Origin of the sequence: Bradyrhizobium sp. 147 (assembly GCF_023073935.1) — a bacterium.
Taxonomy (GTDB): Bacteria; Pseudomonadota; Alphaproteobacteria; order Rhizobiales; family Xanthobacteraceae; genus Bradyrhizobium.
Map to the genome: position 1 here is coordinate 52,574 of NZ_JADPKL010000007.1, position 22,130 is coordinate 74,703.

Genomic DNA, 22,130 nt, shown 5'->3' on the forward strand with positions numbered 1-22,130 from the left:
CTTGTCAGCTACCTGTTGAGGCTTCGATTTTCGTTGAATCATTGGTCTTTTCAGTCGGCTCTTTGGTTCCGGCGACCGGACCGTTTGTTTGCGGGTCCTTGATGGATTCCGTAACGGCGTCCTTGTTGTCCGACTTGGTTGCTTCCTTGGCCGCGGCCGCCGGCTCGGCTGTCTCGGACTTCGCAGGTTGCCCGGAGATCGCAAAGCGCAACCGCATCCAGGCGCCGCGCTGGCCTTCGCGGAAGTCGGAAGCGTCCTTCAGCTCGATTCGTCCGCCGTGGTCTTCCAGCACGCGGCCGACGATCGCCAGCCCCAGGCCGGTGCCCTTGGCGCGCGTCGTGACGTAGGGCTCGAGCAACCGCGAGCGCGCGACCTTGGGCAGGCCGATGCCGTTGTCGATGACGTCGATCAGCACGTCCTCGCCCTCGCGCGACACCACGACGTCGATGCGGCCCTTTCCGTTTTCCTTGCCGAGCTCCTCCGGCGGGACCTGCTCGATCGCCTCGGTTGCGTTCTTGACGATGTTGGTGACCGCCTGGGAGATCAGCCGCCGGTCGAACTGGGCGCGCAGCGGATCCTCTTTGAACTCGGCCTCGATGTCGATCTCGGGATGGGCGACCTTCATCAGGAATACCGCCTGCCGCACTGTGTCGGCGACGTCCTCGCCTTCCATCACCGGCTTCGGCATCCGCGCGAAGCGGGAGAACTCGTCGACCATGCGCCTGATATCGTCGACCTGGCGCACGATGGTGTCGGTGCACTGGTCGAAGACCTGCTTGTCCTTGTCCTCGGTGATGGTCTTGCCGAACTTGCGGCGGATGCGCTCGGCCGAGAGCTGGATCGGCGTCAGCGGGTTCTTGATCTCGTGGGCAATGCGGCGCGCCACGTCGCCCCAGGCCGAGGTGCGCTGCGCCGACACGAGCTCGGTGATATCGTCGAGCGTGATGATGTAGCTGTCGCGCGGCTGGCTGGTCTTCTCGGCGCTGACGCGGACCGAGAGATTGCGCTCGGTGCCGTCGCGGGTGATCGTGATCTGGCCCTGCACCAGGCGCTGGGTCCCTTCCCGTGCCGCCTTCATCATTTCGTCAAGCTCGGGCAGCACGTCGGAGAGCGGGTGGCCGAGCGTCTCCGCTTCGGAGTGCCCGATCAGCTTCTCGGCGGAACGGTTGAGGATGCCGACGCTGCCGGAGGTGTCGACGCCGATGATGCCGGCGCTTGCCGATGACAGCACGGCCTCGATGAAGCGGCGGCGGCTGTCGATGAGGTCGCTGGCGTTGACGAGCTCATCGCGCTGGCTGCGCAATTCCTGCGTCATCTTGTTGAAGGTCTCACCGAGCTGGGCAAGGTCGCCTTCCGACTGGTGCACGGGCACCTGGACATGCAGATCGCCGGTCGAGACCGTGTGGGCTGCATTCATCAGCCGCCGGATTGGCGAGACCAGCGAGTTGGCGAAGTTGAGGCCGATCAGCACCGAGGCCATCAGGATGGTCAGCGCGATCACCGCAAACATCAGCGCAAACGCGACCTGGATACCGAGCCGTCGCGACTCGATCTGAGCGTATTCGGCGACGCTGACCTCGGTCTGCTTGAGCTGGTTGACGACGTTCGGATCGAGTGGCCGGGCGACGTAGAGGAACGTGTCGCTGAAGGCGCGCAGGCGGATCACCGCAGCGACGAAGCTCGCGTCCGGCAGCACCGCGATCTCGGGCTCGGACTCGTTGACGTTGCTGAGAAAGTCGGGCGCCGGCGGCGAATAGGCGAGCCGCATGCCGGTGTCGGCGGATTCCAGAATGTTGGTGTTCTTGTCGATGATCATCGCGCCCGGCAAATTGCGGGAGCCGGCGCTGGCGGTCAGCATCTCGCGGAACGAGCGGCGGTCCTGGTCGTAGAGCGGCCGGGCGTGCGCGATGTCGTTGGCCATGCCGAGAATGTCGCCCCGAATCAGCTGCGCATGGTCCTGCATGTAGGCCCGCGCGATCGTCAGCGAATTCTGGATCACCTCCTTGGTCGGCCCCGAGAACAACCGGTCGAGGCCGCGCTCGATGGTGACGTTGGCGACCACGGCGACCAGCACCGCTGGCAGCACCGCCACGATCGAGAACAGGCTGACGATCTGGACATGGAGGCGCGCTGCCGCCCTGCCCCGCCGTCGCGCCAGGATCAGTTGCCAGAGTTCCCGGACGATGATCCCGACCAGGAGCAGGATCGTGGCCGCATTGATCAGATAAAACGAGCGGACCACCTCCGGCGTCGGCTCGATCTTGGTGAGGCCGGTCAGAACCAGGAAGGTCAGGAGGGCCGACAGCAGCGCCAGGGCCACGGCGAAGGGTGCCAGCCAGCGCCGCAGCGACCAGCGCTTGGGCTCTTCGGCTGGGGCCGTGTCAAAGGATGCGGCCGAGGTATCTGCGCTGGTCATTCCGGCAATGGGTTGCTGAAAACGGGTCCGCGGGCGGGCGGATACTGATGTATTCGTACCACATTGTTGCCGAATTGCGACAATTCCGCGGCGTCTCCGCCGCGACGGACGGCACATCCACAAGGAGATTCCGGTTGGACGGGAACGGATTCCCGCCGTCCCGGCTTGACGGGAATGGATAGATTTTTTCTCGCGACGATGGTCTCGGCCGTGCTTCTGCTGATCGTTGCCGCCGACCTCCTGGTTAACGGGCTCGGCCTTCAGCAGCCGCTGGTGAATGTCGCCAGCGTGATGCCGGCATCCAGCCGACTTGTCAGGTAGATGATGCAGCGCCTTGCGGCCGAATGACCAATTTGTGGGTGCGAGCGGAACATTTCAGTCCGATACGGACTTCTGCCCACCGCGTCAGCCACAACGGCCAGCGCGATCCGGACAGGCTCAGCTCTGCCTTGGTAGGGGGAGCTGAGCCACCGTCCGTCCAGAACGACTATGCCCCGCTGCGGTAGACCTGGATGTCCAGATCCCGGATCTTCTTGCGTAGCGTGTTGCGGTTGAGGCCGAGCAGGTCTGCGGCGCGGATCTGATTGCCGCGGGTGGCCGCGAGCGCGGCCGTGAGCAGCGGCACCTCGATCTCCTTCAGGATGCGGTGATAGAGACCCGGCGGCGGCACGCCGTTCGGGAAGCCCTGGAAGTGCGAGGATAGATAGGCCTCCACCGCGCCGCCCAGATTGTCGACGCCCTGCTGGACCGCCGCACCCGGGCTGACCGAAGGCGGCGCGAGCTCGCCGTCGATGACGGAGGCCGTGATCACGTCCTGCGGATAGAGCGCGGCCAGGCGCCGGGCGAGGTTTTCGAGCTCGCGCACATTGCCCGGCCAGCGGTGCTGCTTCATCCGCTCCAGCGCCAGCGCGTCGAGCTTCTTCGGCGGCAATCCGTCCTTCTCGGCCAGCGTGAAGAAGTGCCGCACCAGATCCGGCAGGTCCTCGATACGCTCGCGAAGCGGCGGCAGCCGCAGCGGCACGACGTTGAGGCGGAAGAACAGGTCTTCGCGGAACAGGCCCTGCTGGATCAGGACGCGCAGATCCTTGTTGGAGGCCGCGACGATCCGCACGTCGGTCTTGATCGGGGTGCGGCCGCCGACGGTGGTGTATTCGCCTTGCTGGAGCACGCGCAACAGGCGGGTCTGCGCCTCCATCGGCATGTCGCCGATTTCGTCGAGGAACAGCGTGCCGCCCTCGGCCTGCTCGAACCGGCCCGAGGCGCGGGTGTTGGCGCCGGTGAAGGCGCCGCGCTCATGGCCGAACAGCTCGGATTCGATGAGGTCGCGCGGGATCGCCGCCATGTTGACGGCGACGAAGGGGCCGTTGCGCCGCTTGCCGTAATCGTGCAGCGCGCGTGCCACCAATTCCTTGCCGGTGCCGGACTCGCCCGTGATCATCACGGTGAGGTCGGTCTGCATCAGACGCGCCAACACGCGATAGATCTCCTGCATCGCCGGCGAGCGGCCGACCAGCGGGATCGCTTCCATCTCGGCGTCGTCGTCCGGCGTCGAGACTCGCTCCTTCGGCTCGGCGAGCGCGCGGCCGACGATGGCGATCAGCTCCTTCAAATCGAAGGGCTTTGGCAGATATTCATAGGCGCCGCGCTCGGAGGCGCGGATCGCCGTCATGAACGTGTTCTGTGCGCTCATGACGATGACGGGCAGATTCGGCCGCATCTTCTTGATCCGCGGCAAGAGGTCGAAAGCGTTCTCGTCAGGCATCACCACGTCGGTGATGACGAGATCGCCCTCTCCCTGGCTGACCCAACGCCATAAGGTTGCGGCATTGCCGGTGAGCCGCACTTCGTAGCCGGCGCGGGACAGTGCCTGATTGAGAACGGTGCGGATGGCGGTATCGTCATCAGCTACGAGAATGCTACCTGCGGGCATCGTTAATCCTCATGTTGCCCCCTGTGATGCAGGCGACGGCTTCCCGGCAGAGTCGGCGCGACTGCTTTGATCGGCATGTTTCGCCGATGTGGAATACATCGGCATCAGCACGCGGAAGGTGGTCTTGCGCGGCTGAGATTCGCATTCGATGATGCCCCCGTGATCGCCGACGATCTTTGCGACCAGCGCGAGGCCCAGCCCCGAGCCGGTCTGCTTGGTGGTCACGAAGGGATCGAACAGGTTGGGCAGAAGGTCGTCTGGCACGCCTGGTCCGTTGTCTCTCACGCAGAATTCCAGCGGCAGGGATACCCGGGATTTTTGACCGGGGACTGACAGGCGCACGCCGGGGCGGAACGCGGTGGTGAGCTGGATCTCGGCGTCGGGCGCGTCGATCAGGGCTTCGGCGGCGTTCTTGACGAGATTGAGGAACACCTGGACCAGCTGGTCCTGGTTCGCCAGCACCGGCGGCAGCGAGGGATCGTAATCCTCGATGAAGCGGATGTTGCGGGCAAAGCCGGACTGCGCCAGTCGCTTCACGTGATCGAGCACAGAGTGAATGTTGACGGGACCGCGCACCACGGGGCGCTCGTCGCCGAACACCTCCATGCGGTCGACCAGCGTCACAATGCGGTCGGCCTCGTCGCAGATCAGGCGCGTCAGCATGCGGTCCTCGGACGAGGCCTGCTGCTCCAGCAATTGCGCCGCGCCGCGGATTCCCGAGAGCGGATTCTTGATCTCGTGCGCCAGCATCGCGGCGAGCGCGATCACCGAGCGCGCGGCGCTGCGATGGGTGAGCTGGCGGTCCATCTTGTCGGCGATGCTGCGCTCCTGGAGCATCACCACGATGTGGCCGGGCCGCTCGGTGAGCGGAGCCACATGCAGGTCGACCTGGCGGTCGCCGCCCATGCGCGGTGTGCCCAGATCAACCTTGTATTCGTTGACCGGCGAGTTCGACGAGCGCACCTGGTCGATCAGTGCCAGCAGCGGGCTACCGAACGGCACCAGCTCCTTGAGCGATTGCCGCTTCAGGAACTGCGTCGAGATTTCGAAGAAGGCTTCGGTCGCGATGTTGGCGGCGACGATCTTGCCGTCCGGCCCGATCATCAGCACGGGATTGGGCAGCGCATCCAGGATCGCATCGCTGTCGGACGCCCGGCGATGTTCGGCGGCTGAGCTCATGCAGCGGCCCTCCATGCGAAGTCGTCGAAGGCGTCTTGCAGCGATTGGTGAACGCGGCCCGGATCCTCCGAGGTGAGTATCTTCTGGCGCCACGATTTCAGCGTCTCGGCCGGCGCGCCGCTGACCTGCGCCGCGACGTCGAGCGCCCAGCCCAGATGCTTGCGCGCATGCCTGAGGCCAATGCGCAAGCCGTATAGTGCGCAAACTCCTTCATAGAGCGTGCGGACATAATGCAGCTGCGTCTCGAGCGCCGGCGTTGCTTCCTCTGCCCCGCCCTTCAGGCGGCGGCCGATCTGGCCAGGCAGCCAGGGCTGGCCCTGCGCGCCGCGGCCGATCATCACGGCATCGGCGCCGGAGGCCTCTAACGCCGCGAGCGCCTTCTCGTAGGACGTAATGTCGCCATTGACGACGAGCGGAATGGAGATAGCCTCGCGCACGGCGCGGATCGCATCCCAATCGGCCTCGCCCTTGTAGAACTGGCAGCGGGTGCGGCCATGCACGGTGACGAGCTTGATGCCTGATGCTTCCGCGCGCCGCGCCAGTTCCGGCGCGTTGCGGCTGCGGTCGTCCCAGCCGAGCCGCATCTTCAGTGTCACCGGCACCTTGACCGCGGCGATCGTCGCCTCGATCAAGCTCACGGCATGGTCGAGGTCTCGCATCAGGGCCGAGCCGGACTGGCCGCCGGTGATGTGGCGGGCCGGACAGCCCATGTTGATATCGATGATGTCGGCGCCTTCGGCCTCAGCGATCCGGGCGCCTTCGGCCATCCAATGCGCCTCGCAGCCGGCGAGCTGGACCACATGCGGACCGATTCCCGTAGCTTCGCAACGCAACCGGGACATCCAGTGACCGTTGGCGAGCTCATCACTGGCTGTCATTTCCGACACGACGAGACCCGCCCCAAGCTCCGCAGCCAGCCGCCGAACGGGCGAGTCAGTCACCCCCGACATCGGCGCCAGGAAGACCGGGGTGGCGACATCAATATCGCCTATTTTCAACGGCTTAGAGCCAGGTATTGCCGAGCCGGTCACATGGGTCTCATTGACTGGACAGGGCCTCATCGCGCCTGCCATGATCTATCTTGCGCACAATTCTTGTGCAGTCAAGCGTCATGCCTACAGTTTAGACAGTTCTGCAAATCTTTCAAGTGCAGTGCAGCAAGATGCTGTTGCCCACAAAGCGCGGAAACCCCTTTTTTTGCGGGCCTGCCGTGCTAGAGGCATGCCATCAAATCATCCCACTCCCCGACTCGTGATCATCAGCTGAGTATTTGAGTCCTATGGCGAAATCACAACGCACCGCGGCCGTCCTCGTCGCAGCCGGACGCGGCTTGCGCGCCGGCGCCGGCGGGCCGAAGCAGTATCGCGAGATCGGCGGTGTGCCCGTGATCCATCGCGCCATGGAAGCCTTCAGCCGCCACCCCGAGGTGTTTGCGGTGCAGCCGGTGGTGAATCCCGACGACACCGCCATGTTCACGGCAGCGGTCGCAGGTCTCAAGCACGAGCCGCCGGCCAACGGCGGCGCCACCCGCCAGGCTTCGGTGCTCGCCGGCCTCGAAGCGCTCGCACGCCACAAGCCCGATATCGTCTTGATCCATGACGCCGCCCGCCCCTTCGTCTCGGAAGGCGTGATCTCCCGTGCGATCGAGGCGGCGAGCCGCACCGGCGCAGCGATCCCCGCCATTGCCGTCACCGACACGATCAAGCTCACCGGCGAGAACGGCCATGTCGAGGGCACGCCGGACCGCGCGCGGCTGCGAATCGCGCAGACGCCGCAATCCTTTCTTTTCGACGTCATCCTCGAGGCGCATCGTCGCGCGGCAAAGCAAGGACGCTCGGATTTCACCGACGATGCCGCCATTGCCGAATGGGCAGGATTGACGGTTGCAACCTTTGAAGGCGATGTTGCCAATATGAAGCTCACCACTCCCGAGGATTTCGTGCGCGAGGAAGCACGCCTGGCCGCCCAGCTCGGCGATATCAGGACCGGCACGGGCTATGACGTGCACGCCTTCGGCGACGGCGACCACGTCATGATCTGCGGCGTGCGCGTCCCTCACACCAAGGGGTTTCTGGCCCATTCCGACGGCGATGTCGGCCTGCATGCGCTGGTCGACGCCATTCTCGGTGCGCTCGCCGACGGTGACATCGGCTCGCACTTCCCGCCGAGCGACGCGAAGTGGAAGGGTGCTTCCTCCGACCAGTTCCTGAAATATGCCATCGAGCGCGTCGCGGTACGTGGCGGCCGCGTCGCCAATCTCGAGGTGACGCTGATCTGCGAACGGCCGAAGATCGGTCCCTTGCGCGACATCATGCGCGCGCGCATCGCCGAGATCTCCGGCGTCGAGATCTCCCGCGTCGCGGTGAAGGCGACGACCAGCGAGCGGCTCGGCTTCACCGGCCGGGAGGAAGGCATCGCGGCCACCGCGAGCGCCACCATCCGCCTGCCCTGGAGCCTGTAGGACCATGGGCGGCAGCGACGCACGCGCCCTCTCCCGCTCGCTGCTCGATTTGTGCCGGATGCGCAAGCTGACGATCGCGACGGCCGAGTCCTGCACCGGCGGCCTCGTCGCCGGCGCGCTGACCGACATCCCCGGCTCCTCCGACGTGATCGACCGCGGCTTCGTCACCTATTCCAACGACGCCAAGCGCGCGATGCTCGGGGTCGAGGCGAGCACGCTCGCCAATTTCGGCGCGGTCAGCAGGGAGACCGCAACCGCCATGGCGATCGGCGCCCTGGAGCGCGCCGATGTCGATCTCGCGGTCGCCATCACCGGAATTGCCGGCCCCGGCGGCGCCACGCCCGGCAAGCCGGTCGGCCTTGTGCACTTCGCGGCGGCGGCGCGCGACGGCCGCATCATCCATCGCGAGCACCGCTTCGGCGCGATCGGCCGCAGCGCCGTGCGCGCGCGCTCCGTGGTCGAGGCGCTGCGCATGCTGATGGACCTCGCCCGCGGCCCGCAAGTCCAGGTCAAGCCGCGCCCCGCAGCCGCAAGCCGTCTGCGTCCCCGCGTCACCCGCTCGCCACGCCGACACGCGGTGAAGCGCAGGCCGCCGCGCTCGCCGCGGGGCTGAGGCGCTCTCAGGCCGCCGACAGCAGCGCACTCGCACGATCGAGCACGCGCTGCCTAACCGCATCGGCATCTGATGGATTGACCTTCGCGCTCACCGTCAATTCCACGACGGGTGCTGCGGGATCGGCAGCGATCACCTTTGACACATTGACCAAGGGCGCGGTGCTGTCGTCGATGCGGGGATCATCACGCAGCTCCTTCAGGATCTGGTCGGCCAACGCATTGGCCGCGCCTGCCCTGACCGGAAACGCCACCTTGACTTCCCCCGTACCTGGATAGGCGCTGTGGTTGATGATGGCCGCGCCCCACACCTGCCCGTTCGGCAACAGGATCTGCGTGTTGTCGAGCGCGACCAGCTCTGTCATGAACAGCGACAACGACTTCACCTTCCCTGCCTTGCCGGCGACCTCGACGTCGTCGCCGATGTGAAAGGGACGAAACAGCAGCAGCATCACGCCGGCGGCGAGGTTGGAGAGCGTGCCTTGAAGCGCAAGGCCGATGGCGAGTGAAGTCGCGCCCAGCACGGCAACGAGGCTCGCGGTCTGGATGCCAAAGAGCTGCAGCACGGCGATGCCGATCACCGCGAGCACGGCATAGCGGGCCACACTGGCGACAAACAAGGTCACCAGCGGATCGACGCGGTGCGTGACACTCAAGACGCGCGTGACGAAACGCTGCATTGCGCCGGACAGATACCAGCCGATCGCGAACAGCAGGATCGCGTAAATCGCGTTCAAGCCATACAGGACGAGCGATGCTTTCAATGTATCGAAATTGATGGTCATGGCAGCTCCAAGCCGGTCGAATCCGTTGAGAACTCGCGGCGGCGCGAAATGATCCCGGCGGATGTCGATGGGAACGCCAACCCGGTCGCCCGGATTGCGCTGCTCTCCATCTGGGCTACAACCCTTTGTGTTGCCAGACGGCAAAACACGCAACCGCGGGGTCAATCCGCACGCAACAAAATATTCGCCTTTACAGAAATTCTGTTTAAGCGCATTTTTCGGCCACCTCATCCCAGTCAGAGGGGCGTATCGCGATCGTCACGAAACGCGGGATGGGCCGTGGTGGGCGCTGGCAGCACCGGCGCGAAGGGCATCGCAGGGCGGGCAACCGTGAGCGATCGCCGCGCGCAAACGACCGATGCTATCAGCGTACGGCAAAACCGTGTCGTCCTGACGCCCGGGGCCTGTGCGTCAAGTCCTGCGGTGATGCGTTTCGTCCAACCGGGCGCGCGCATCAGCGATCCGCAAGGCGACGGGGGCAATAGTGCATCGCTCCCCGGGGAGAACTCGGCATAAGCCGTCAAACCACTGCGCAGGGAAGGCCGGTTGTTTGGCTTCACCTGTATGCCGCTGTGCAGCTCTTCGTAGCGCAACTTCCGCACAGTGGACCGCGGGTGCCCAGCCGGCATCCGGTCTTCCCTGCGCCCTCTGACTTCAAGAGGGTGTCGCGACGAAGCAAAGCTCGGGCGAGAGAAAGCCGCGAGGACGCGCAGGTGTGTCTGCGATTGAGATGCCAATTGGAAAAGCTGCCTGGATGCTCATGCTCAGTCATTTCCCAGCGGCTTGTCCGCCGAAGCTCGGAGAGCGAAGGCGGAAGCGAAGCAATCCAGAATCTTTCCTCAGAGGGATTCTGGATTGCTTCGTCGCAACAGCTCCTCGCAATGCCGGTGGAAAGAGTGCGCCTACGTCGATGCCAATTTCGGCCGGCCGTAGATCGCATCCGCGCGTTTTTCGAACGCAGTGGAGAAGCGCGCGAAGGCGGCATCGAACATCGAGCCCATCAGCATTGCGAGCATGCGGCTCTTGAATTCATAGGCGAGGAAGAAACCGACGTCGCAGACGCCCTCACCCTTGGGCTCGAACGTCCAGCGGTTTTCAAGATTTCTGAAAGGACCTTGCAGATATTCGACCAGGATTTTCAGATTGGCGCGGTCGAGTGTCACCCGGCTGGTGAAGGATTCCTTGACCAGTTTGAACGACACCGTCATGTCGGCGACCAGCACCTCGGTGCCATCAGGTTTCGCCATGCGCTGACGCACTCTCAGCGCGCTGCACAAGGGCACGAATTCCGGGTAGCGCTCGACGTCGGCGACCAGATCAAACATCTCGGATGCGCTGTGATTGACACGGCGCTTGCTCGAAAATTGGGGCATAGCGGTTCAGCGGGCGTTAGCTGCCCGCGCGGCCTTCAGTCTCGCAAAATCCTCGCCGGCATGATGGGACGAGCGGGTCAGGGGGCTCGCCGATACCATCAGGAAGCCCTTGGTGTAGGCGACCTTCTCGTAGGAGGCGAACTCGTCGGGCGGCACGAAGCGCATCACGGCGTGATGCTTACGTGTGGGTTGGAGATACTGGCCGATGGTCAGGAAATCGACCTCGGCGGAGCGCAGATCGTCCATGACCTGAAGCACCTCGTGGCGCTCCTCGCCAAGGCCGACCATGATGCCGGACTTGGTGAAGATGGTAGGATCGAGCTCCCTAACCCGCTGCAGCAGCCGGATCGAGTGGAAATAGCGCGCGCCGGGCCGCACCGTGAGATAGCGCGACGGCACGGTCTCGAGATTGTGGTTGAACACGTCGGGCTTCGCCGCAACGACGACCTCGAGTGCCCGCTCCTTGCGCAGGAAGTCCGGCGTCAGGATCTCGATCGTGGTCGAAGGACACGCGGCGCGGATCGCACGGATGGTCTGGGCAAAATGCTCGGCGCCGCCGTCGGCGAGGTCGTCGCGGTCGACCGAAGTGATGACGACGTGGGCCAGCCCCAGCTTGGCCACGGCCTCGGCGACGTGCTGCGGTTCGGACGTATCGAGCGCGTTGGGCAGGCCGGTCTTGACGTTGCAGAAGGCGCAGGCACGGGTGCAGGTGTCACCCATGATCATGAAGGTTGCGTGCTTCTTGTCCCAGCACTCGCCGATATTCGGGCAGCCCGCTTCCTCGCACACCGTGTGCAGGCCGTTGGCCCGCACGATGTTGCGGGTGTCGGCATAGCCGCGGGTATTGGGCGCGCGCACGCGAATCCAGTCCGGCTTCGGCGGCGAAGCGGAATCGGGCCGGTTCACCTTTTCGGGGTGGCGCGGGCGCAGCGGGTTCGTGATGGTATCGACAATAACGACCATAGGGTGTCCGGTCTGTTCAGGTCCTACCTAGTCGGTCTGGCCTGGCATCGCAACCCGGCTCGCCTCGCTTCAGAGAACATGGCAGATATGGGCAATATCCTGCTCTGTTCTCAGGCGATTCTCACCTCGAATGGCTCCAAGATCGAATGCCTCTCCGTTGCGGCTTGGCAAGCCGCTGAAGCGGACCTTTTTCGGCCGCAGCGTCCACGAGGTCGCGCCCGACCTGATCGGCGCCACCTTGCTGGTCGACGGCGTCGGTGGAATCATCGTCGAGGTCGAGGCCTATCATCATACCGACCCGGCCGCACATTCCTATCGCGGGCCGACGCCTCGGAACCAGGTGATGTTCGGCCCGCCCGGCTACGCCTACGTCTACCGTTCCTACGGCATCCACTGGTGCGTGAACTTCGTCTGCGAGGAGGAAGGCTCGGCCAGCGCCGTGCTGATCCGCGCGCTGGAGCCGACCCATGGCTTGGCTGCGATGCGACGCCGCCGCCATCTCCAGGATTTGCACGCGCTGTGCTCGGGCCCGGGCAAGCTGACCGAAGCGCTCGGCATCACCATCGCGCACAATGCGCTGCCGCTGGACCGGCCGCCGATCGCCCTGCACGCGCGGACGGAGGATGTCGAGATCGCTGCCGGCATCCGGATCGGCATCACCAAGGCGGTCGAGCTGCCCTGGCGCTATGGCCTCAGGGGCTCGAAGTTTTTGAGCAAGCCGTTTCCGACGTAACGGTCATTCCGGGATGGTCCGAAGGACGAGACTCGGAATTTCGAGATTCCGGGTTCGGCTCTTCGAGCCGCCCCGGAATGACGACCAGATTAAGACGCCTGCTTGAGCCGCTCCAGCGCCTCCAGCAGCTTGGCCTTGCGGGCCAGCGCCGCCTCGCGCTTTTCGCGCTCCTCCTCGACGACCTCCTCGGCCGCGTTGGCGACGAACTTCTCGTTGGCCAGCTTGGATTCGGCGCGCTTGATGTCGGCGTCGGCCTTGCCGATCTCCTTGTCGAGGCGCGTGCGCTCGGCGGCGATGTCAATTACGCCCTTCAGTGGCAGCGCGGCCACCTCGCCGCGCACAAGCAGTTGAACGGCGCCGTCAGGTGCACGGTCGGCGAAAGAGATGTCGGAGAGCCGCGCCATGCGCTTGATGACGTCGGTCCAGCGCGGCGCGCGCTCTTTCGTCTCTGCCGAAACGCCCACGAGCACCAGCGCCGTCAGCGTCGCCGGCGGGATATTCATCTCGGCACGCACCGAACGGATCTGGGTGACGAGATCGATCACCCAGCCGATCTCGGCCTCGGCCGCGGGATCGGTGAAGTCGGCATGGTCGAAGATCGGCAGCACCCAGGCCGGCGAGACGAGCGGATCGGTCGGTCCCGTCGTCGCCGCGAGCATCGCAAGCTGCTCCGGCGTCGGCTCAACCGGCTTGAGCGGCCACGGCGCCAATGCGAGCAGGCCTTCGCGTTTCGCCGTCACCTCCCACAGCTCTTCGGTGATGAAGGGCATGAAGGGATGCAGCAGCTTGAGGATCTCGTCGCGCGCCCAGGCGACCATGGCGCGGGTTTCGTCCTTGGCGAGACTGTCGGGACCGAGCAGCACGGGCTTGGCGAGCTCAACATACCAGTCGCAATAGACGTTCCAGACGAAGCGGTAGATGCTGCCGGCGGCATCGTTGAAGCGATAGGCTTCGATCGCCTCGGTCACTTCGCGCGTGGTGTGCGCGGTCTCATGTGCGATCCAGCGGTTCAGCGTCTGCTTCGCCTTCGCCGGCTCGAAGCCGTCGGGAACGGCACAGCGATTCATCTCCGCGAAGCGACAGGCATTCCAGAGCTTGGTCGCGAAATTGCGGTAACCCTCGACGCGGCTGGTGGCGAGCTTGATGTCGCGGCCCTGCGCCGCCATCGCGGCCAGCGTGAAGCGCAGCGCGTCCGCACCATATTCGTCGATTAGATGGAGGGGATCGATGACGTTGCCCTTCGACTTCGACATCTTGGCGCCCTTCTCGTCTCGGACGAGGGCGTGGATGTAGACCGTCGAGAACGGCACCTCCCTCATGAAGTGCAGGCCCATCATCATCATGCGGGCGACCCAGAAGAAGATGATGTCGAAGCCGGTCACCAGCGCATTGGTCGGATAGTAGCGCTGCACCTCCGGCGCATCTTCGGGCCAGCCGAGCGTCGAGAACGGCCACAGCGCCGAGGAGAACCAGGTGTCGAGCACGTCCTCGTCGCGGGTGATGAAGCCTTCGCGCTTGTTGCGATCGAGCGCCATCTCACGCCCCTGCTCCGGCGTGATGACTTCCTGCTCGACGTAATAACCGAGCGCGTGGCTGACGGCCTCCTCCTCGGTCTCGGCGACGAACACCTTTCCATCCGGACCGTACCAGGCCGGGATCTGGTGACCCCACCAGAGCTGGCGCGAGATGCACCAGGGCTGGATGTTCTCCATCCACTCGAAATAGGTCTTTTCCCAATTCTTCGGCACGAACCTCGTTTCGCCCGAACGCACGGCCGCGATTGCCGGCTTGGCCAGCGTCTTGGCATCGACATACCATTGATCGGTCAGATACGGCTCGATCACGCTGTTCGAACGATCGCCATGCGGCACCATGTGGGTGTGCGGCTCGATCCGCTCGACGAAGCCGAACGATTCCAGCCGCTCGACGATGCGCTTGCGTGCGACAAAGCGGTCGATCTTGTGAAATTCCTCGGCGAATTGCGCGGCGCCTTCCGGCAGGTCACGCAGATAATCCTCGTTGTCGAGGAGATCGAGACAGCCTTCCCTGTCGAGGACGCTGATCCGGCGCAGGCCGTGGCGATTGCCGACCTCGAAATCGTTGAAGTCGTGCGCCGGCGTCACCTTGACCGCGCCCGAACCCTTGTCCGGGTCGGAATACTCATCGGCCACGATCGCGATCTTGCGGCCAACCAGCGGCAGGATGACGTGCTTGCCGATGAGCTTCTGATAACGCTCGTCCTCGGGATGGACGGCCACGCCGGTGTCGCCGAGCATGGTCTCGGGGCGCGTGGTGGCGACGACGATGAAGCTCGAGGGATCCTCGGGGCTGAACGTCTTGCCCTCGATCGGATAGCGCAGATACCAGAGGCTGCCCTTGACCTCGACCTGCTGCACTTCGAGATCGGAGATTGCGGTCAAGAGCTTGGTGTCCCAGTTCACCAGCCGCTTGTCCTTGTAGATCAGCCCCTCGCGATGCAGCTCCACGAACACCTTGACGACGGCTTTCGACAGGCCCTCGTCCATGGTGAAGCGCTCGCGGGTCCAGTCGCAGGACGCGCCGAGCCGCTTGAGCTGGTTGATGATGGTGTCGCCGCTCTCGGCCTTCCACTGCCAGACCCGCTCCAGAAACTTCTCCCGGCCCATCTCGCGGCGGCCGGGCTCTTGACGCTCCATCAGCTGGCGCTCGACCACCATCTGGGTCGCGATGCCGGCATGGTCGGTGCCGGGCTGCCACAGCACGTCGCGGCCGCGCATGCGCTCGAACCGGCACAGGATGTCCTGAAGCGTGTTGTTGAGGGCGTGGCCCATGTGCAGCGAGCCCGTCACGTTCGGCGGCGGGATCACGATGGTGAACGGCAGCGCGTCGCGGCGGTCGGGGCGGCCGGCTTTGAAGGCAAGGCTGTCCTCCCACACCACGGACATGCGGGTTTCGATATCGGCGGGCTGGTAATTTTTCTCGATCATGGGGCTGTTAGAAAGCCGCGCGCGCGGTTCAAGTCAACGGGAAGCTCGACGACAGGCGTTTTCGGCCCGGGCCGCAGGCCGAATATGACGCAGGAGCAGGGCTTTATCTTGGCCGCACGGCCCTTCTCAGCGGCCGCCGCGCGAGACTCGCTCGATTTCGGCCTTCACGATGCGTTCAACCAGGGTCGGCAGATTGTCATCGAGCCAGGACTTCAGCATCGGACGCAACATCTCCTTGACCAAATCCTCCAGCGTCCGCGCATTGCTGCTCAGAACCGTGTGGGCCAGCGAGTTGAAGGCAGATTCGACCGCGGAGACCGTCGATTGCGCGAGGATCGGCTGTTGCGACGGCACCGGCGGCGCATCGTAGTCCACCGGCGTGTAGGACGGCGGCGCGGGGCGCGGCTGCGGCGATTCGGTGAACTCGAGATCGTCGCGCGGCTCGACCTTGTGGAAGCTGGGTGGTGGCGGAGGCGGTGTCGGATCCATCGCCATCTCGTCGGTCAACTCGAGCACGTCGGGCTCCGGCTCCGGCTCGGAAGCGCGGACCTCCGGAGCGGGCGTGGCTGCGTCGAGCCCGGCCAGCAGTGCGTCGATGTCGTCCTGGCTGTTGGATGCGTCCGCCGCAGCTGCGGGTGGCGGCGCCGGCTTTGCGGCCGGCGGCGGTGCGGGCTTCTCGGCAGCGGACTTGGGCGGAGCGACCTTGGATGGCGGAATGTCGTTCATCGCCTGCGGCTTTGGCGCGGCGGGCGCCGCAGCCTTCTCCGGTTTGGCGGCTTCTGTCGGCGGCGGCTTGGCCTCATCGTCGGCAATGATGCGCCGGATCGAGGCCAGAATCTCCTCCATCGAGGGTTCTGTGACCTTTGCAGGCTGCGTCATCTCCGACTCCACATCATCAACGCCCTCGCATGCGTTGTTTTACACCAAGCACGGCAGGATTGGCCGGTTCCGGACCGGCGGCCCGACAATTTTCGTCGCAGCAGCCCGACTTGTCCCCAGATCACGGCTCAACGTGCGGCGGTGCGCCCCTGCCCCCGGCACTCAAGCTTTACGCACACGGCATCGATACGGGCGAATCGACCCGCATCTTCTTGGCAAGGCTATGTCAGGGATTTTGATGATTGCAAGCAAAGCGCCAGTCGGCCTCGGCACTTCGCGAGACCGACCGGATCACTACGGACATCAGCGTCCGTCAGGCGTGCGTACGCCGGCCCAGCTGTCGCGGACCTGCTGGTAATGCACGGAGGGATCGTAGACCGTGGTCGCGAGGCCGAGCACCTGCGGCGACAGGCGGCCAACAGCCGCGAGGACGTTATAGGATGCAACCACGCGGTCATGCTGCGCAGTGACCAGCGCGACGCGCGCGTTGACCAAGGCCTGCTGCGCGTTGAGGACGTCGAGCGTGGTGCGCTGACCCGCCTTGGCTTCTTCGCGAACGCCGTTCAGCGCGATCTCGGATGCCGCAACTTGCGCTTGGGCGGACTGCACCTGCGCCTTACCGGCCTGCAACGACCCCCACCACTGCACCACGGTCGCACGAATCTGGTCGCGCGTGGTTTCGAGATTGAGACGCTGCTGCGCCAGGTTTTCTTTGGATTGACGGATCAGCGCATATTGGTTGCCGCCATCATAGAGCTGCCACGAGGCCTGCGCGACCGCGGCTGCGCTAAACGACCTGTATTGAATCAGCGACTGTTCATTGGCCTGCGTTGCGCTGGCCTGCAACGTGACTGTGGGCAGCAGCGCGCCTTCGGCGACCTTGACCTGCAAATAGTTGACGTCGATGCCGAACATTGCGGCCGTAACGTTGGGATGCTCGACCAAGCTGAGCTCAACGGCCGAAGCGAGCGTCGTGGGCAGGAACCGGTCGACCGGCGAGCCCGGCGCGAGGTTCGTCGGTTCGTTGCCGATGATGCGACGGAAGTTCGCGCGCGTCGTGGTGAGATTGGCTTCGGCGGTAAGCGCCTGCGTCTTGCCGGCGGCGAGTTGCGCTTCCGATTGGGCGACGTCGGTACGCGTCACTTCGCCGACATTGAAGCGATCACGGGTCTGCTTCAGCGTCTGCTCGAGCACACGCACGTTGCTGCGCTGGACTTCCAGCGTAGCGGCATCGCGCAGATAGTCCATGTAGGTCGTTGCAGCCTGAAGCAACACGCTTTGATCGAGGCTGCGCAGCGCTTCGCGAGCACCGGACACCTGGCTCTCTGCCGCGCGCGTCCTGTTGGCGGTCTGGTTGCCGTTATAAAGCGTCTGCGAAACGGTCAGGCCCGCGCTGCGGGGAACGGTGGTGCCATTGATTGGGGCGCTGCCCGGCGCGGTCAGCGTATCCTGATATTGATAACCGGCGCTCGCCGTCAGCGCGACTCTGGGCCGATATCCCGACAATGCCTGAGGCACGTTCTCGTCGGTCGAGCGCACCTGGGCACGCTGTGCGTTGAGCTGCGGATTGTTCTGATAGGCGCGCACCAGCGCGGACTCGATCGTGTCCGCTAAGGCAGGCGTCGGCCCGGCTAGCGACAGCAGCAGGACCGAAACCGCAGCTCCGGTGAAGAGCTTCACCCCATGCATCCCTGAAATTCCGTTCATTCTAACGCCCGGCTCGTGCCCGCGAGCTGGGTACCGTCTACCGAGTGGAGTCGTTGCCCCGCCGCAACATAGGACGGGGATTGTCGCGGCGGAACCACCTCAGGGTAGTTCTCGGTGGAAACTCTTCACGTGCAGCATCCCGGCCACACTTCTGATTCAGAACGGGATTTTTCGGCTCCGGGCCTCAGAAAACGAAGGCGGCGGCCCGTTCCAACCCGGGAAGGACCGGGGCGGCGGCGTCGAACAACGCCCGATGGCCGAATTCACCATGAGTCTTTGTCACGATCATGGCCCGCGGCGGCCTGGATTCGGCCGACACTCCCACGAGGCGCCCGCCTTCCTTCAGCTGCCCGAGCAGCCGCTCCAGGGGGACCTCGGCAGCGCCGTTGAGGACGATCACGTCATAAGGAGCGGTGGACGGATCACCCTCGCTGCAGGAGGCGACTTTGCAGGTGACGTTGGCGAGCCCAAGGGCAGCGAAGGCGTCCCTGGCCTTCGCCGCCAGAGCCGGATCACATTCCGTCGCCGTGACCTGGCGCGCGAGCTTGGCGGCGAGCGCGGCCAGATAGCCCGTGGCGCAGCCGACGATCAGCACATTGTCCGCTTCGCCGATTTCGGCGGCCTGGAGCAGCTTGCCGGTCAGTTGCGGCTTGATCAGGAACCGCTTGGCGCCGCCCTCGCTCACATCGAGGTCGAGGTCGAGATAAGCCAATGCCTGCCTGCTGGCCGGCACGAAGGCCTCGCGCGGAACCGTGAGCATGGCATCGAGAATACGACGGTCGGTAACGTCATTGGTGCGCACCTGGCCATCGACCATTTTTTGGCGCGCAGTCGAGAAACCGGACATTTGCGGACCCTGGAATGCGGACGATGCCGCGGAGAGTGAGTTGGCGGCATCTTTGAAACATGCCCGCCGAAAACGCAACATGGCCGTTGGCCGCGAGGAGCCCCCATGGCTTGCGCAGCTCACCGCATCAGGATCAGGGTGCGGGACGCATCATTCGATCGCCACCGCGAGGCGGCCGATCAGAGCGGCGACCTCATCCAGCCGTGCCAAATCGGGTGCCTCGACCGCACGCGCAAGACAAGCGATGCATTCGTCGTCGCTGAGTTCGGGAATGTCGGCCGGCAGGATCGAGGGGCCGATATGAGAACGGTCGACCTGGATGTCTGGCATGGGAATCAGCTCCGTAAGGATCCGGCACGGGGCAAGCTCGATTTGAATTGAGTCGTTTTGGCGCCGTCCTCATGGCGCCAAGGCGCTATTGCACACGTCTCGTTGAGTTTGATTGCGCGTCAGGATCGTGGAAGCAGTTCACATATTGCCGCAACGAAATCGCACGGCACCTGAAGGCGCCATCGCAACTCATTGAATTGGCAATAAAATTTGGCTCCCCGGGCTGGATTCGAACCAGCGACCATCCGATTAACAGTCGGATGCTCTACCGCTGAGCTACCGAGGAAAAGGCGAACCAATCGTTCGCGCGCGGCTGCGTATAACAAAGCCAGTTGCGCTTGCAAAGGACGAATTCGTCGTCCTTCGCAACGCGTTCGCAATATGGCAGGTGGCGAACTTCGGTTTCGCGTCCCCTCTGACTGGGATGAGGTGGCCGGACAATGCGCTAAGTCAGAATTTCTGTAGAGGCGAAGCTCCGATGGAGCACAGCGTAGTCGGAGACGTTCCGTCATTGGGATCGACGCGTGCGGACAGACGTTGGGTTTTCGATCGCTCAACAGCCTGTCCGCAGCATATTCACAGACGCGGATTCAACAGATTTGCGTGGCGCGCACGCCACTTGCTGCGCACAAATCCACAGAGACTACCCTCCGGCCTGGTCGAGCACGCCGCGGCACGCTTCGCTCAGGCTGGCCCGGTTACGTCGCAAGCACGCGGTGATGGCACGGGCGTTCGGGATTTCGCCGGCGCAGAGACGGTAGACGTCGGGCGTGCAGGCCCGGCGCTGCTCCGGCGTTCCCTGCGCATGGGCGGCGGAGGCAAACATCGTCAGGAAAAGCCCGACCGTCGAGGCGCGGCGCGCCCGGCTCTTCACAATTGCAAACCGCAAGAACCTCACCTTCATGACCGCTCTCCCGTTCTGCCCTGCCCGCCCGGCGGCGTTGGCCGGAGTCGCGACAACGTTTGCGAGAAATAAAGCCGCAGCGATGTGACTTCTTTCACACTGCGGGCAAGGCTGAGGAACCTAAGTTCCAAGCGATTTTCAGAACTCGCTAACCAATCGGGACCCGAGCGCCGGATCGTTAAAATGCGAACGACCGGGTCAATCGGGAAACAAGCCGGCTTTGCGATATTGGGCCGTCTGCTTTCCGGAGGGTGCGATGAGTGAAGCCGAATTCAACTTGCTGCTGGATGCCGTCGGGGGCGCCATGATTCACGAAGATTGCACGCCCGCGCCGAAGGAAGAATTAGTGCCCCGTTCGTGGTCGTGCGTCGCAACGCCCAAGGCCGCCAATGATAATGAGGGCGCCTGGCCTCTGCTCCCCTTTCCGGACGGCTGGTACGCAGCCTGCTGACCACCTTCATCGTAAACGGAAGCGTGCCGCCCTTGCGGGATTTTTGAACGATGCTGTTAAGCATTGCGCGCCCCCTCCAGCTCGGATTTCGGGATAGATCGGACGATGCCACCCACGATCTTTCCAGCGCTCGATTGATAGGTGTGGTTTTGCGGGACAGGCACGCTCCTTGCCTATTGGACCTGCCCAAGCATGGAGGCGTGCACTGATGGGACAGCGAGTTCGTATTTCAAAGCGTCCGAAGTCCAATTTGACACATGCTGCCCGCGACAAGCTGCTCGCGTTGTTAGACGCAATCGAGGAACTTGAAGTTCTGAGAGAGAAAGTCCGGCTCGCCGAAGCCGCCCGCGTGTTGCACTAGGATTAGGTGGAGAATCCATCCTCTTCGGGGGCGCTTCGGCGCGTCCTAGCCGGGGTCACCGACTGACCGACACGCCCCTCGTCGCAGAGCCGTTTCGAACAGCAAGCTCGGCCCAGAGACACCAGCGGGCCGCCGTACTTTCGCGGATTTGATGGGAAAGGTCTTGCTGTGCGCGGCTACCTATAATTTGCAATCCGCTGGCAGGCCGGATCAGCGGAACTGAGGACGAATGAAGTCTACAAGCAGTTTCCGCAGCTTGTAATGGAGGCCACGACCAGAATTGAACTGGTGTACACGGTTTTGCAGACCGTTGCGTAACCACTCCGCCACGTGGCCCCGTAAGGCCGGAGCAATATAGGGGATGAAGGGTTTAGGCAACCCCGATGGGCCAGCTGTCCCTTTGCCCCACGGTCGGTTGGTAGATGCAGGCGAGAACGCGCAGCACGATGTAGGCTTGGGTCAGGCTCGTTTGCGACGCCGGAAGTCGCGGCGGCCCTTCGGGGCAGGTTTGGGCGCCAGTTCCGGCATCTCGGCCTGGACCTCGCGGTAGCGTGTCAACAGTCGTTCAAAACTGGCGTGCAGGGTGTCGGCGATATCGGGCCGCCGCTCGACGGCCGCGAGGATCGTCGCGGCGGCCTCAATGGTCGAAAGACCGTCGCGGCGTGGCTCCTTGCGCAGACGGCCGTAGCGCGAGGGGTGCGCCGGGTTCAGGATCACGCGCTGGCATTTCAGCATCCAGGGATTGCGCCACCACAGCGCCTTGGCCTGGCTCCAGGTGCCGTCGAGCAGCACGACGCCTTCGAGCTTGCCGAGGATCGCCCGCTGGTTGTCCGCGATCTCACCCTTGCGGTTAAGCGCGACGACCTCGCCCTCGGCCTCGAGATCGGCGGCGCGAGCCGAGCCGAGATAGAGCACGGCCCACCGCGCGGCATTCTCGACCGGCCGGCCCAGCGCCTTGGACAGGCTCGGCCAGGACAGGCCAACGCGCAACGTGGCATCTACGAAATGCTTCGCGAGCAGCCGCGCGGTGCCGAGCGCCCTGTCCTGTTCCTGCGGATGCTGGAGGATCAGGAGCGACAGCCGATTTTCAATAGGCGTGACGGTGTCGCAGATGCACAGCGGCATCGGCTTCTGGCAGTGCGGGCATTCCGGGATCGGCTCGGCCGGCGCGGCAGCGGTGTCGGGCTGGTTGGACATGGCGCGGCTATACGCTCCAAGCGACGCTTCAACAAC

General features: G+C 64.4%; 20 protein-coding genes and 2 tRNA genes. 6 read left to right on the forward strand and 16 right to left on the reverse strand.

Annotated elements, in window-relative coordinates; all coding sequences use genetic code 11:
* Positions 1–4 precede the first annotated feature (4 nt).
* The gene (locus IVA87_RS01755) at positions 5–2,416 is read right to left on the reverse strand and encodes a PAS domain-containing sensor histidine kinase (protein ID WP_247332483.1); all 2,412 of its coding nucleotides are present in this window, start codon (positions 2,414–2,416) and stop codon (positions 5–7) included.
* 174 nt (positions 2,417–2,590) lie between these two features.
* Between IVA87_RS01755 and IVA87_RS01760 the strand changes: the two genes are divergently transcribed.
* Positions 2,591–2,737, forward strand: coding sequence for a hypothetical protein (locus IVA87_RS01760; protein WP_247281085.1), 147 nt, complete (start codon positions 2,591–2,593; stop codon positions 2,735–2,737).
* 166 nt (positions 2,738–2,903) lie between these two features.
* Here the strand turns inward: IVA87_RS01760 and ntrC are convergent, their stop codons facing one another.
* The 3 genes from ntrC to dusB are packed head-to-tail and all read right to left on the reverse strand — an operon-like array spanning position 2,904 to position 6,523.
* Entirely contained in the window at positions 2,904–4,346 is a 1,443-nt protein-coding gene (ntrC, locus tag IVA87_RS01765) for a nitrogen regulation protein NR(I) (RefSeq protein ID WP_247281084.1), read from the reverse strand.
* 9 nt (positions 4,347–4,355) lie between these two features.
* The gene (locus IVA87_RS01770) at positions 4,356–5,525 is read right to left on the reverse strand and encodes a nitrogen regulation protein NR(II) (RefSeq protein WP_247332485.1); all 1,170 of its coding nucleotides are present in this window, start codon (positions 5,523–5,525) and stop codon (positions 4,356–4,358) included.
* Positions 5,522–6,523, reverse strand: coding sequence for a tRNA dihydrouridine synthase DusB (gene dusB, locus IVA87_RS01775; protein ID WP_247332487.1), 1,002 nt, complete (start codon positions 6,521–6,523; stop codon positions 5,522–5,524). Before dusB ends, IVA87_RS01770 begins: the two co-directional genes overlap by 4 nt.
* Positions 6,524–6,804: 281 nt before the next feature.
* Between dusB and IVA87_RS01780 the strand changes: the two genes are divergently transcribed.
* Positions 6,805–7,986 carry a bifunctional 2-C-methyl-D-erythritol 4-phosphate cytidylyltransferase/2-C-methyl-D-erythritol 2,4-cyclodiphosphate synthase gene (locus IVA87_RS01780; protein ID WP_247332490.1) on the forward strand — a complete coding sequence of 394 codons (1,182 nt, stop codon included), beginning with the start codon at positions 6,805–6,807 and terminating at the stop codon, positions 7,984–7,986.
* A gap of 4 nt (positions 7,987–7,990) precedes the next feature.
* Positions 7,991–8,599 (forward strand): CinA family protein, encoded by a 609-nt coding sequence (locus tag IVA87_RS01785; RefSeq protein WP_247332492.1) that lies wholly within the window; start codon positions 7,991–7,993, stop codon positions 8,597–8,599.
* 7 nt (positions 8,600–8,606) lie between these two features.
* On the opposite strand, the gene IVA87_RS01790 is transcribed toward IVA87_RS01785, so the two are convergent.
* From IVA87_RS01790 to lipA, 3 genes are all read right to left on the reverse strand, one after another.
* Positions 8,607–9,383, reverse strand: a complete 777-nt coding sequence (locus tag IVA87_RS01790; protein ID WP_247332494.1) for a mechanosensitive ion channel domain-containing protein — start codon at positions 9,381–9,383, stop codon at positions 8,607–8,609.
* 902 nt (positions 9,384–10,285) lie between these two features.
* Entirely contained in the window at positions 10,286–10,756 is a 471-nt protein-coding gene (locus IVA87_RS01795; RefSeq protein ID WP_247332496.1) for a type II toxin-antitoxin system RatA family toxin, read from the reverse strand.
* A gap of 6 nt (positions 10,757–10,762) precedes the next feature.
* Positions 10,763–11,719, reverse strand: a complete 957-nt coding sequence (gene lipA, locus IVA87_RS01800; protein WP_247300805.1) for a lipoyl synthase — start codon at positions 11,717–11,719, stop codon at positions 10,763–10,765.
* Between the two features lie 130 nt (positions 11,720–11,849).
* Here lipA and IVA87_RS01805 point away from each other — a divergent pair, with 130 nt between their 5' ends.
* Complete coding sequence (locus IVA87_RS01805) at positions 11,850–12,452, forward strand: DNA-3-methyladenine glycosylase (RefSeq protein WP_247332498.1); 603 nt, start codon at positions 11,850–11,852, stop codon at positions 12,450–12,452.
* 89 nt (positions 12,453–12,541) lie between these two features.
* Here the strand turns inward: IVA87_RS01805 and IVA87_RS01810 are convergent, their stop codons facing one another.
* The 7 genes from IVA87_RS01810 to IVA87_RS01840 form a co-directional block, all read right to left on the reverse strand.
* Positions 12,542–15,418 carry a valine--tRNA ligase gene (locus IVA87_RS01810; RefSeq protein ID WP_247332500.1) on the reverse strand — a complete coding sequence of 959 codons (2,877 nt, stop codon included), beginning with the start codon at positions 15,416–15,418 and terminating at the stop codon, positions 12,542–12,544.
* 126 nt (positions 15,419–15,544) lie between these two features.
* On the reverse strand, positions 15,545–16,297 hold the full coding sequence (locus IVA87_RS01815) for a DUF2497 domain-containing protein (RefSeq protein WP_247332502.1): 753 nt from the start codon (positions 16,295–16,297) through the stop codon (positions 15,545–15,547).
* Between the two features lie 303 nt (positions 16,298–16,600).
* Positions 16,601–17,986 (reverse strand): TolC family outer membrane protein, encoded by a 1,386-nt coding sequence (locus IVA87_RS01820; protein ID WP_247300809.1) that lies wholly within the window; start codon positions 17,984–17,986, stop codon positions 16,601–16,603.
* Positions 17,987–18,188: 202 nt separating this feature from the next.
* The gene (locus tag IVA87_RS01825; protein WP_247332504.1) at positions 18,189–18,851 is read right to left on the reverse strand and encodes a protein-L-isoaspartate O-methyltransferase; all 663 of its coding nucleotides are present in this window, start codon (positions 18,849–18,851) and stop codon (positions 18,189–18,191) included.
* Positions 18,852–19,001: 150 nt separating this feature from the next.
* Entirely contained in the window at positions 19,002–19,181 is a 180-nt protein-coding gene (locus IVA87_RS01830) for a hypothetical protein (protein ID WP_247300811.1), read from the reverse strand.
* 211 nt (positions 19,182–19,392) lie between these two features.
* Positions 19,393–19,467, reverse strand: a tRNA-Asn gene (locus tag IVA87_RS01835).
* A gap of 357 nt (positions 19,468–19,824) precedes the next feature.
* Positions 19,825–20,085 (reverse strand): hypothetical protein, encoded by a 261-nt coding sequence (locus tag IVA87_RS01840; protein ID WP_247332506.1) that lies wholly within the window; start codon positions 20,083–20,085, stop codon positions 19,825–19,827.
* Between the two features lie 256 nt (positions 20,086–20,341).
* Here IVA87_RS01840 and IVA87_RS01845 point away from each other — a divergent pair, with 256 nt between their 5' ends.
* Positions 20,342–20,536, forward strand: coding sequence for a hypothetical protein (locus IVA87_RS01845; RefSeq protein WP_247332509.1), 195 nt, complete (start codon positions 20,342–20,344; stop codon positions 20,534–20,536).
* A gap of 208 nt (positions 20,537–20,744) precedes the next feature.
* A complete protein-coding gene (locus IVA87_RS01850) occupies positions 20,745–20,897 on the forward strand; it encodes a hypothetical protein (protein ID WP_247300814.1) in 153 nt (50 codons plus the stop codon).
* A gap of 262 nt (positions 20,898–21,159) precedes the next feature.
* Here the strand turns inward: IVA87_RS01850 and IVA87_RS01855 are convergent.
* Both IVA87_RS01855 and IVA87_RS01860 read right to left on the reverse strand, forming a co-directional pair.
* Positions 21,160–21,233, reverse strand: a tRNA-Cys gene (locus IVA87_RS01855).
* Between the two features lie 123 nt (positions 21,234–21,356).
* Positions 21,357–22,094: a tRNA-uridine aminocarboxypropyltransferase gene (locus IVA87_RS01860; protein WP_247300815.1), complete on the reverse strand. Its 738-nt coding sequence runs from the start codon at positions 22,092–22,094 to the stop codon at positions 21,357–21,359.
* Positions 22,095–22,130: the final 36 nt, after the last annotated feature.

What these genes read in the sequence shown, in the direction of transcription:
- IVA87_RS01815 (WP_247332502.1), bottom strand. Translation starts at nt 16,297, where the DNA reads ATGACGCAGCCTGCAAAGGTCACAGAACCCTCGATGGAGGAGATTCTG.
- IVA87_RS01825 (WP_247332504.1), bottom strand. Translation starts at nt 18,851, where the DNA reads ATGTCCGGTTTCTCGACTGCGCGCCAAAAAATGGTCGATGGCCAGGTG.
- IVA87_RS01810 (WP_247332500.1), bottom strand. Translation starts at nt 15,418, where the DNA reads ATGATCGAGAAAAATTACCAGCCCGCCGATATCGAAACCCGCATGTCC.
- IVA87_RS01780 (WP_247332490.1), top strand. Translation starts at nt 6,805, where the DNA reads ATGGCGAAATCACAACGCACCGCGGCCGTCCTCGTCGCAGCCGGACGC.
- IVA87_RS01795 (WP_247332496.1), bottom strand. Translation starts at nt 10,756, where the DNA reads ATGCCCCAATTTTCGAGCAAGCGCCGTGTCAATCACAGCGCATCCGAG.
- IVA87_RS01840 (WP_247332506.1), bottom strand. Translation starts at nt 20,085, where the DNA reads ATGAAGGTGAGGTTCTTGCGGTTTGCAATTGTGAAGAGCCGGGCGCGC.
- IVA87_RS01850 (WP_247300814.1), top strand. Translation starts at nt 20,745, where the DNA reads ATGGGACAGCGAGTTCGTATTTCAAAGCGTCCGAAGTCCAATTTGACA.
- IVA87_RS01805 (WP_247332498.1), top strand. Translation starts at nt 11,850, where the DNA reads ATGGCTCCAAGATCGAATGCCTCTCCGTTGCGGCTTGGCAAGCCGCTG.
- IVA87_RS01860 (WP_247300815.1), bottom strand. Translation starts at nt 22,094, where the DNA reads ATGTCCAACCAGCCCGACACCGCTGCCGCGCCGGCCGAGCCGATCCCG.
- IVA87_RS01830 (WP_247300811.1), bottom strand. Translation starts at nt 19,181, where the DNA reads ATGCCAGACATCCAGGTCGACCGTTCTCATATCGGCCCCTCGATCCTG.
- ntrC (WP_247281084.1), bottom strand. Translation starts at nt 4,346, where the DNA reads ATGCCCGCAGGTAGCATTCTCGTAGCTGATGACGATACCGCCATCCGC.
- IVA87_RS01770 (WP_247332485.1), bottom strand. Translation starts at nt 5,525, where the DNA reads ATGAGCTCAGCCGCCGAACATCGCCGGGCGTCCGACAGCGATGCGATC.
- IVA87_RS01755 (WP_247332483.1), bottom strand. Translation starts at nt 2,416, where the DNA reads ATGACCAGCGCAGATACCTCGGCCGCATCCTTTGACACGGCCCCAGCC.
- lipA (WP_247300805.1), bottom strand. Translation starts at nt 11,719, where the DNA reads ATGGTCGTTATTGTCGATACCATCACGAACCCGCTGCGCCCGCGCCAC.
- IVA87_RS01760 (WP_247281085.1), top strand. Translation starts at nt 2,591, where the DNA reads ATGGATAGATTTTTTCTCGCGACGATGGTCTCGGCCGTGCTTCTGCTG.
- IVA87_RS01820 (WP_247300809.1), bottom strand. Translation starts at nt 17,986, where the DNA reads ATGCATGGGGTGAAGCTCTTCACCGGAGCTGCGGTTTCGGTCCTGCTG.
- IVA87_RS01790 (WP_247332494.1), bottom strand. Translation starts at nt 9,383, where the DNA reads ATGACCATCAATTTCGATACATTGAAAGCATCGCTCGTCCTGTATGGC.
- IVA87_RS01785 (WP_247332492.1), top strand. Translation starts at nt 7,991, where the DNA reads ATGGGCGGCAGCGACGCACGCGCCCTCTCCCGCTCGCTGCTCGATTTG.
- IVA87_RS01845 (WP_247332509.1), top strand. Translation starts at nt 20,342, where the DNA reads ATGAGTGAAGCCGAATTCAACTTGCTGCTGGATGCCGTCGGGGGCGCC.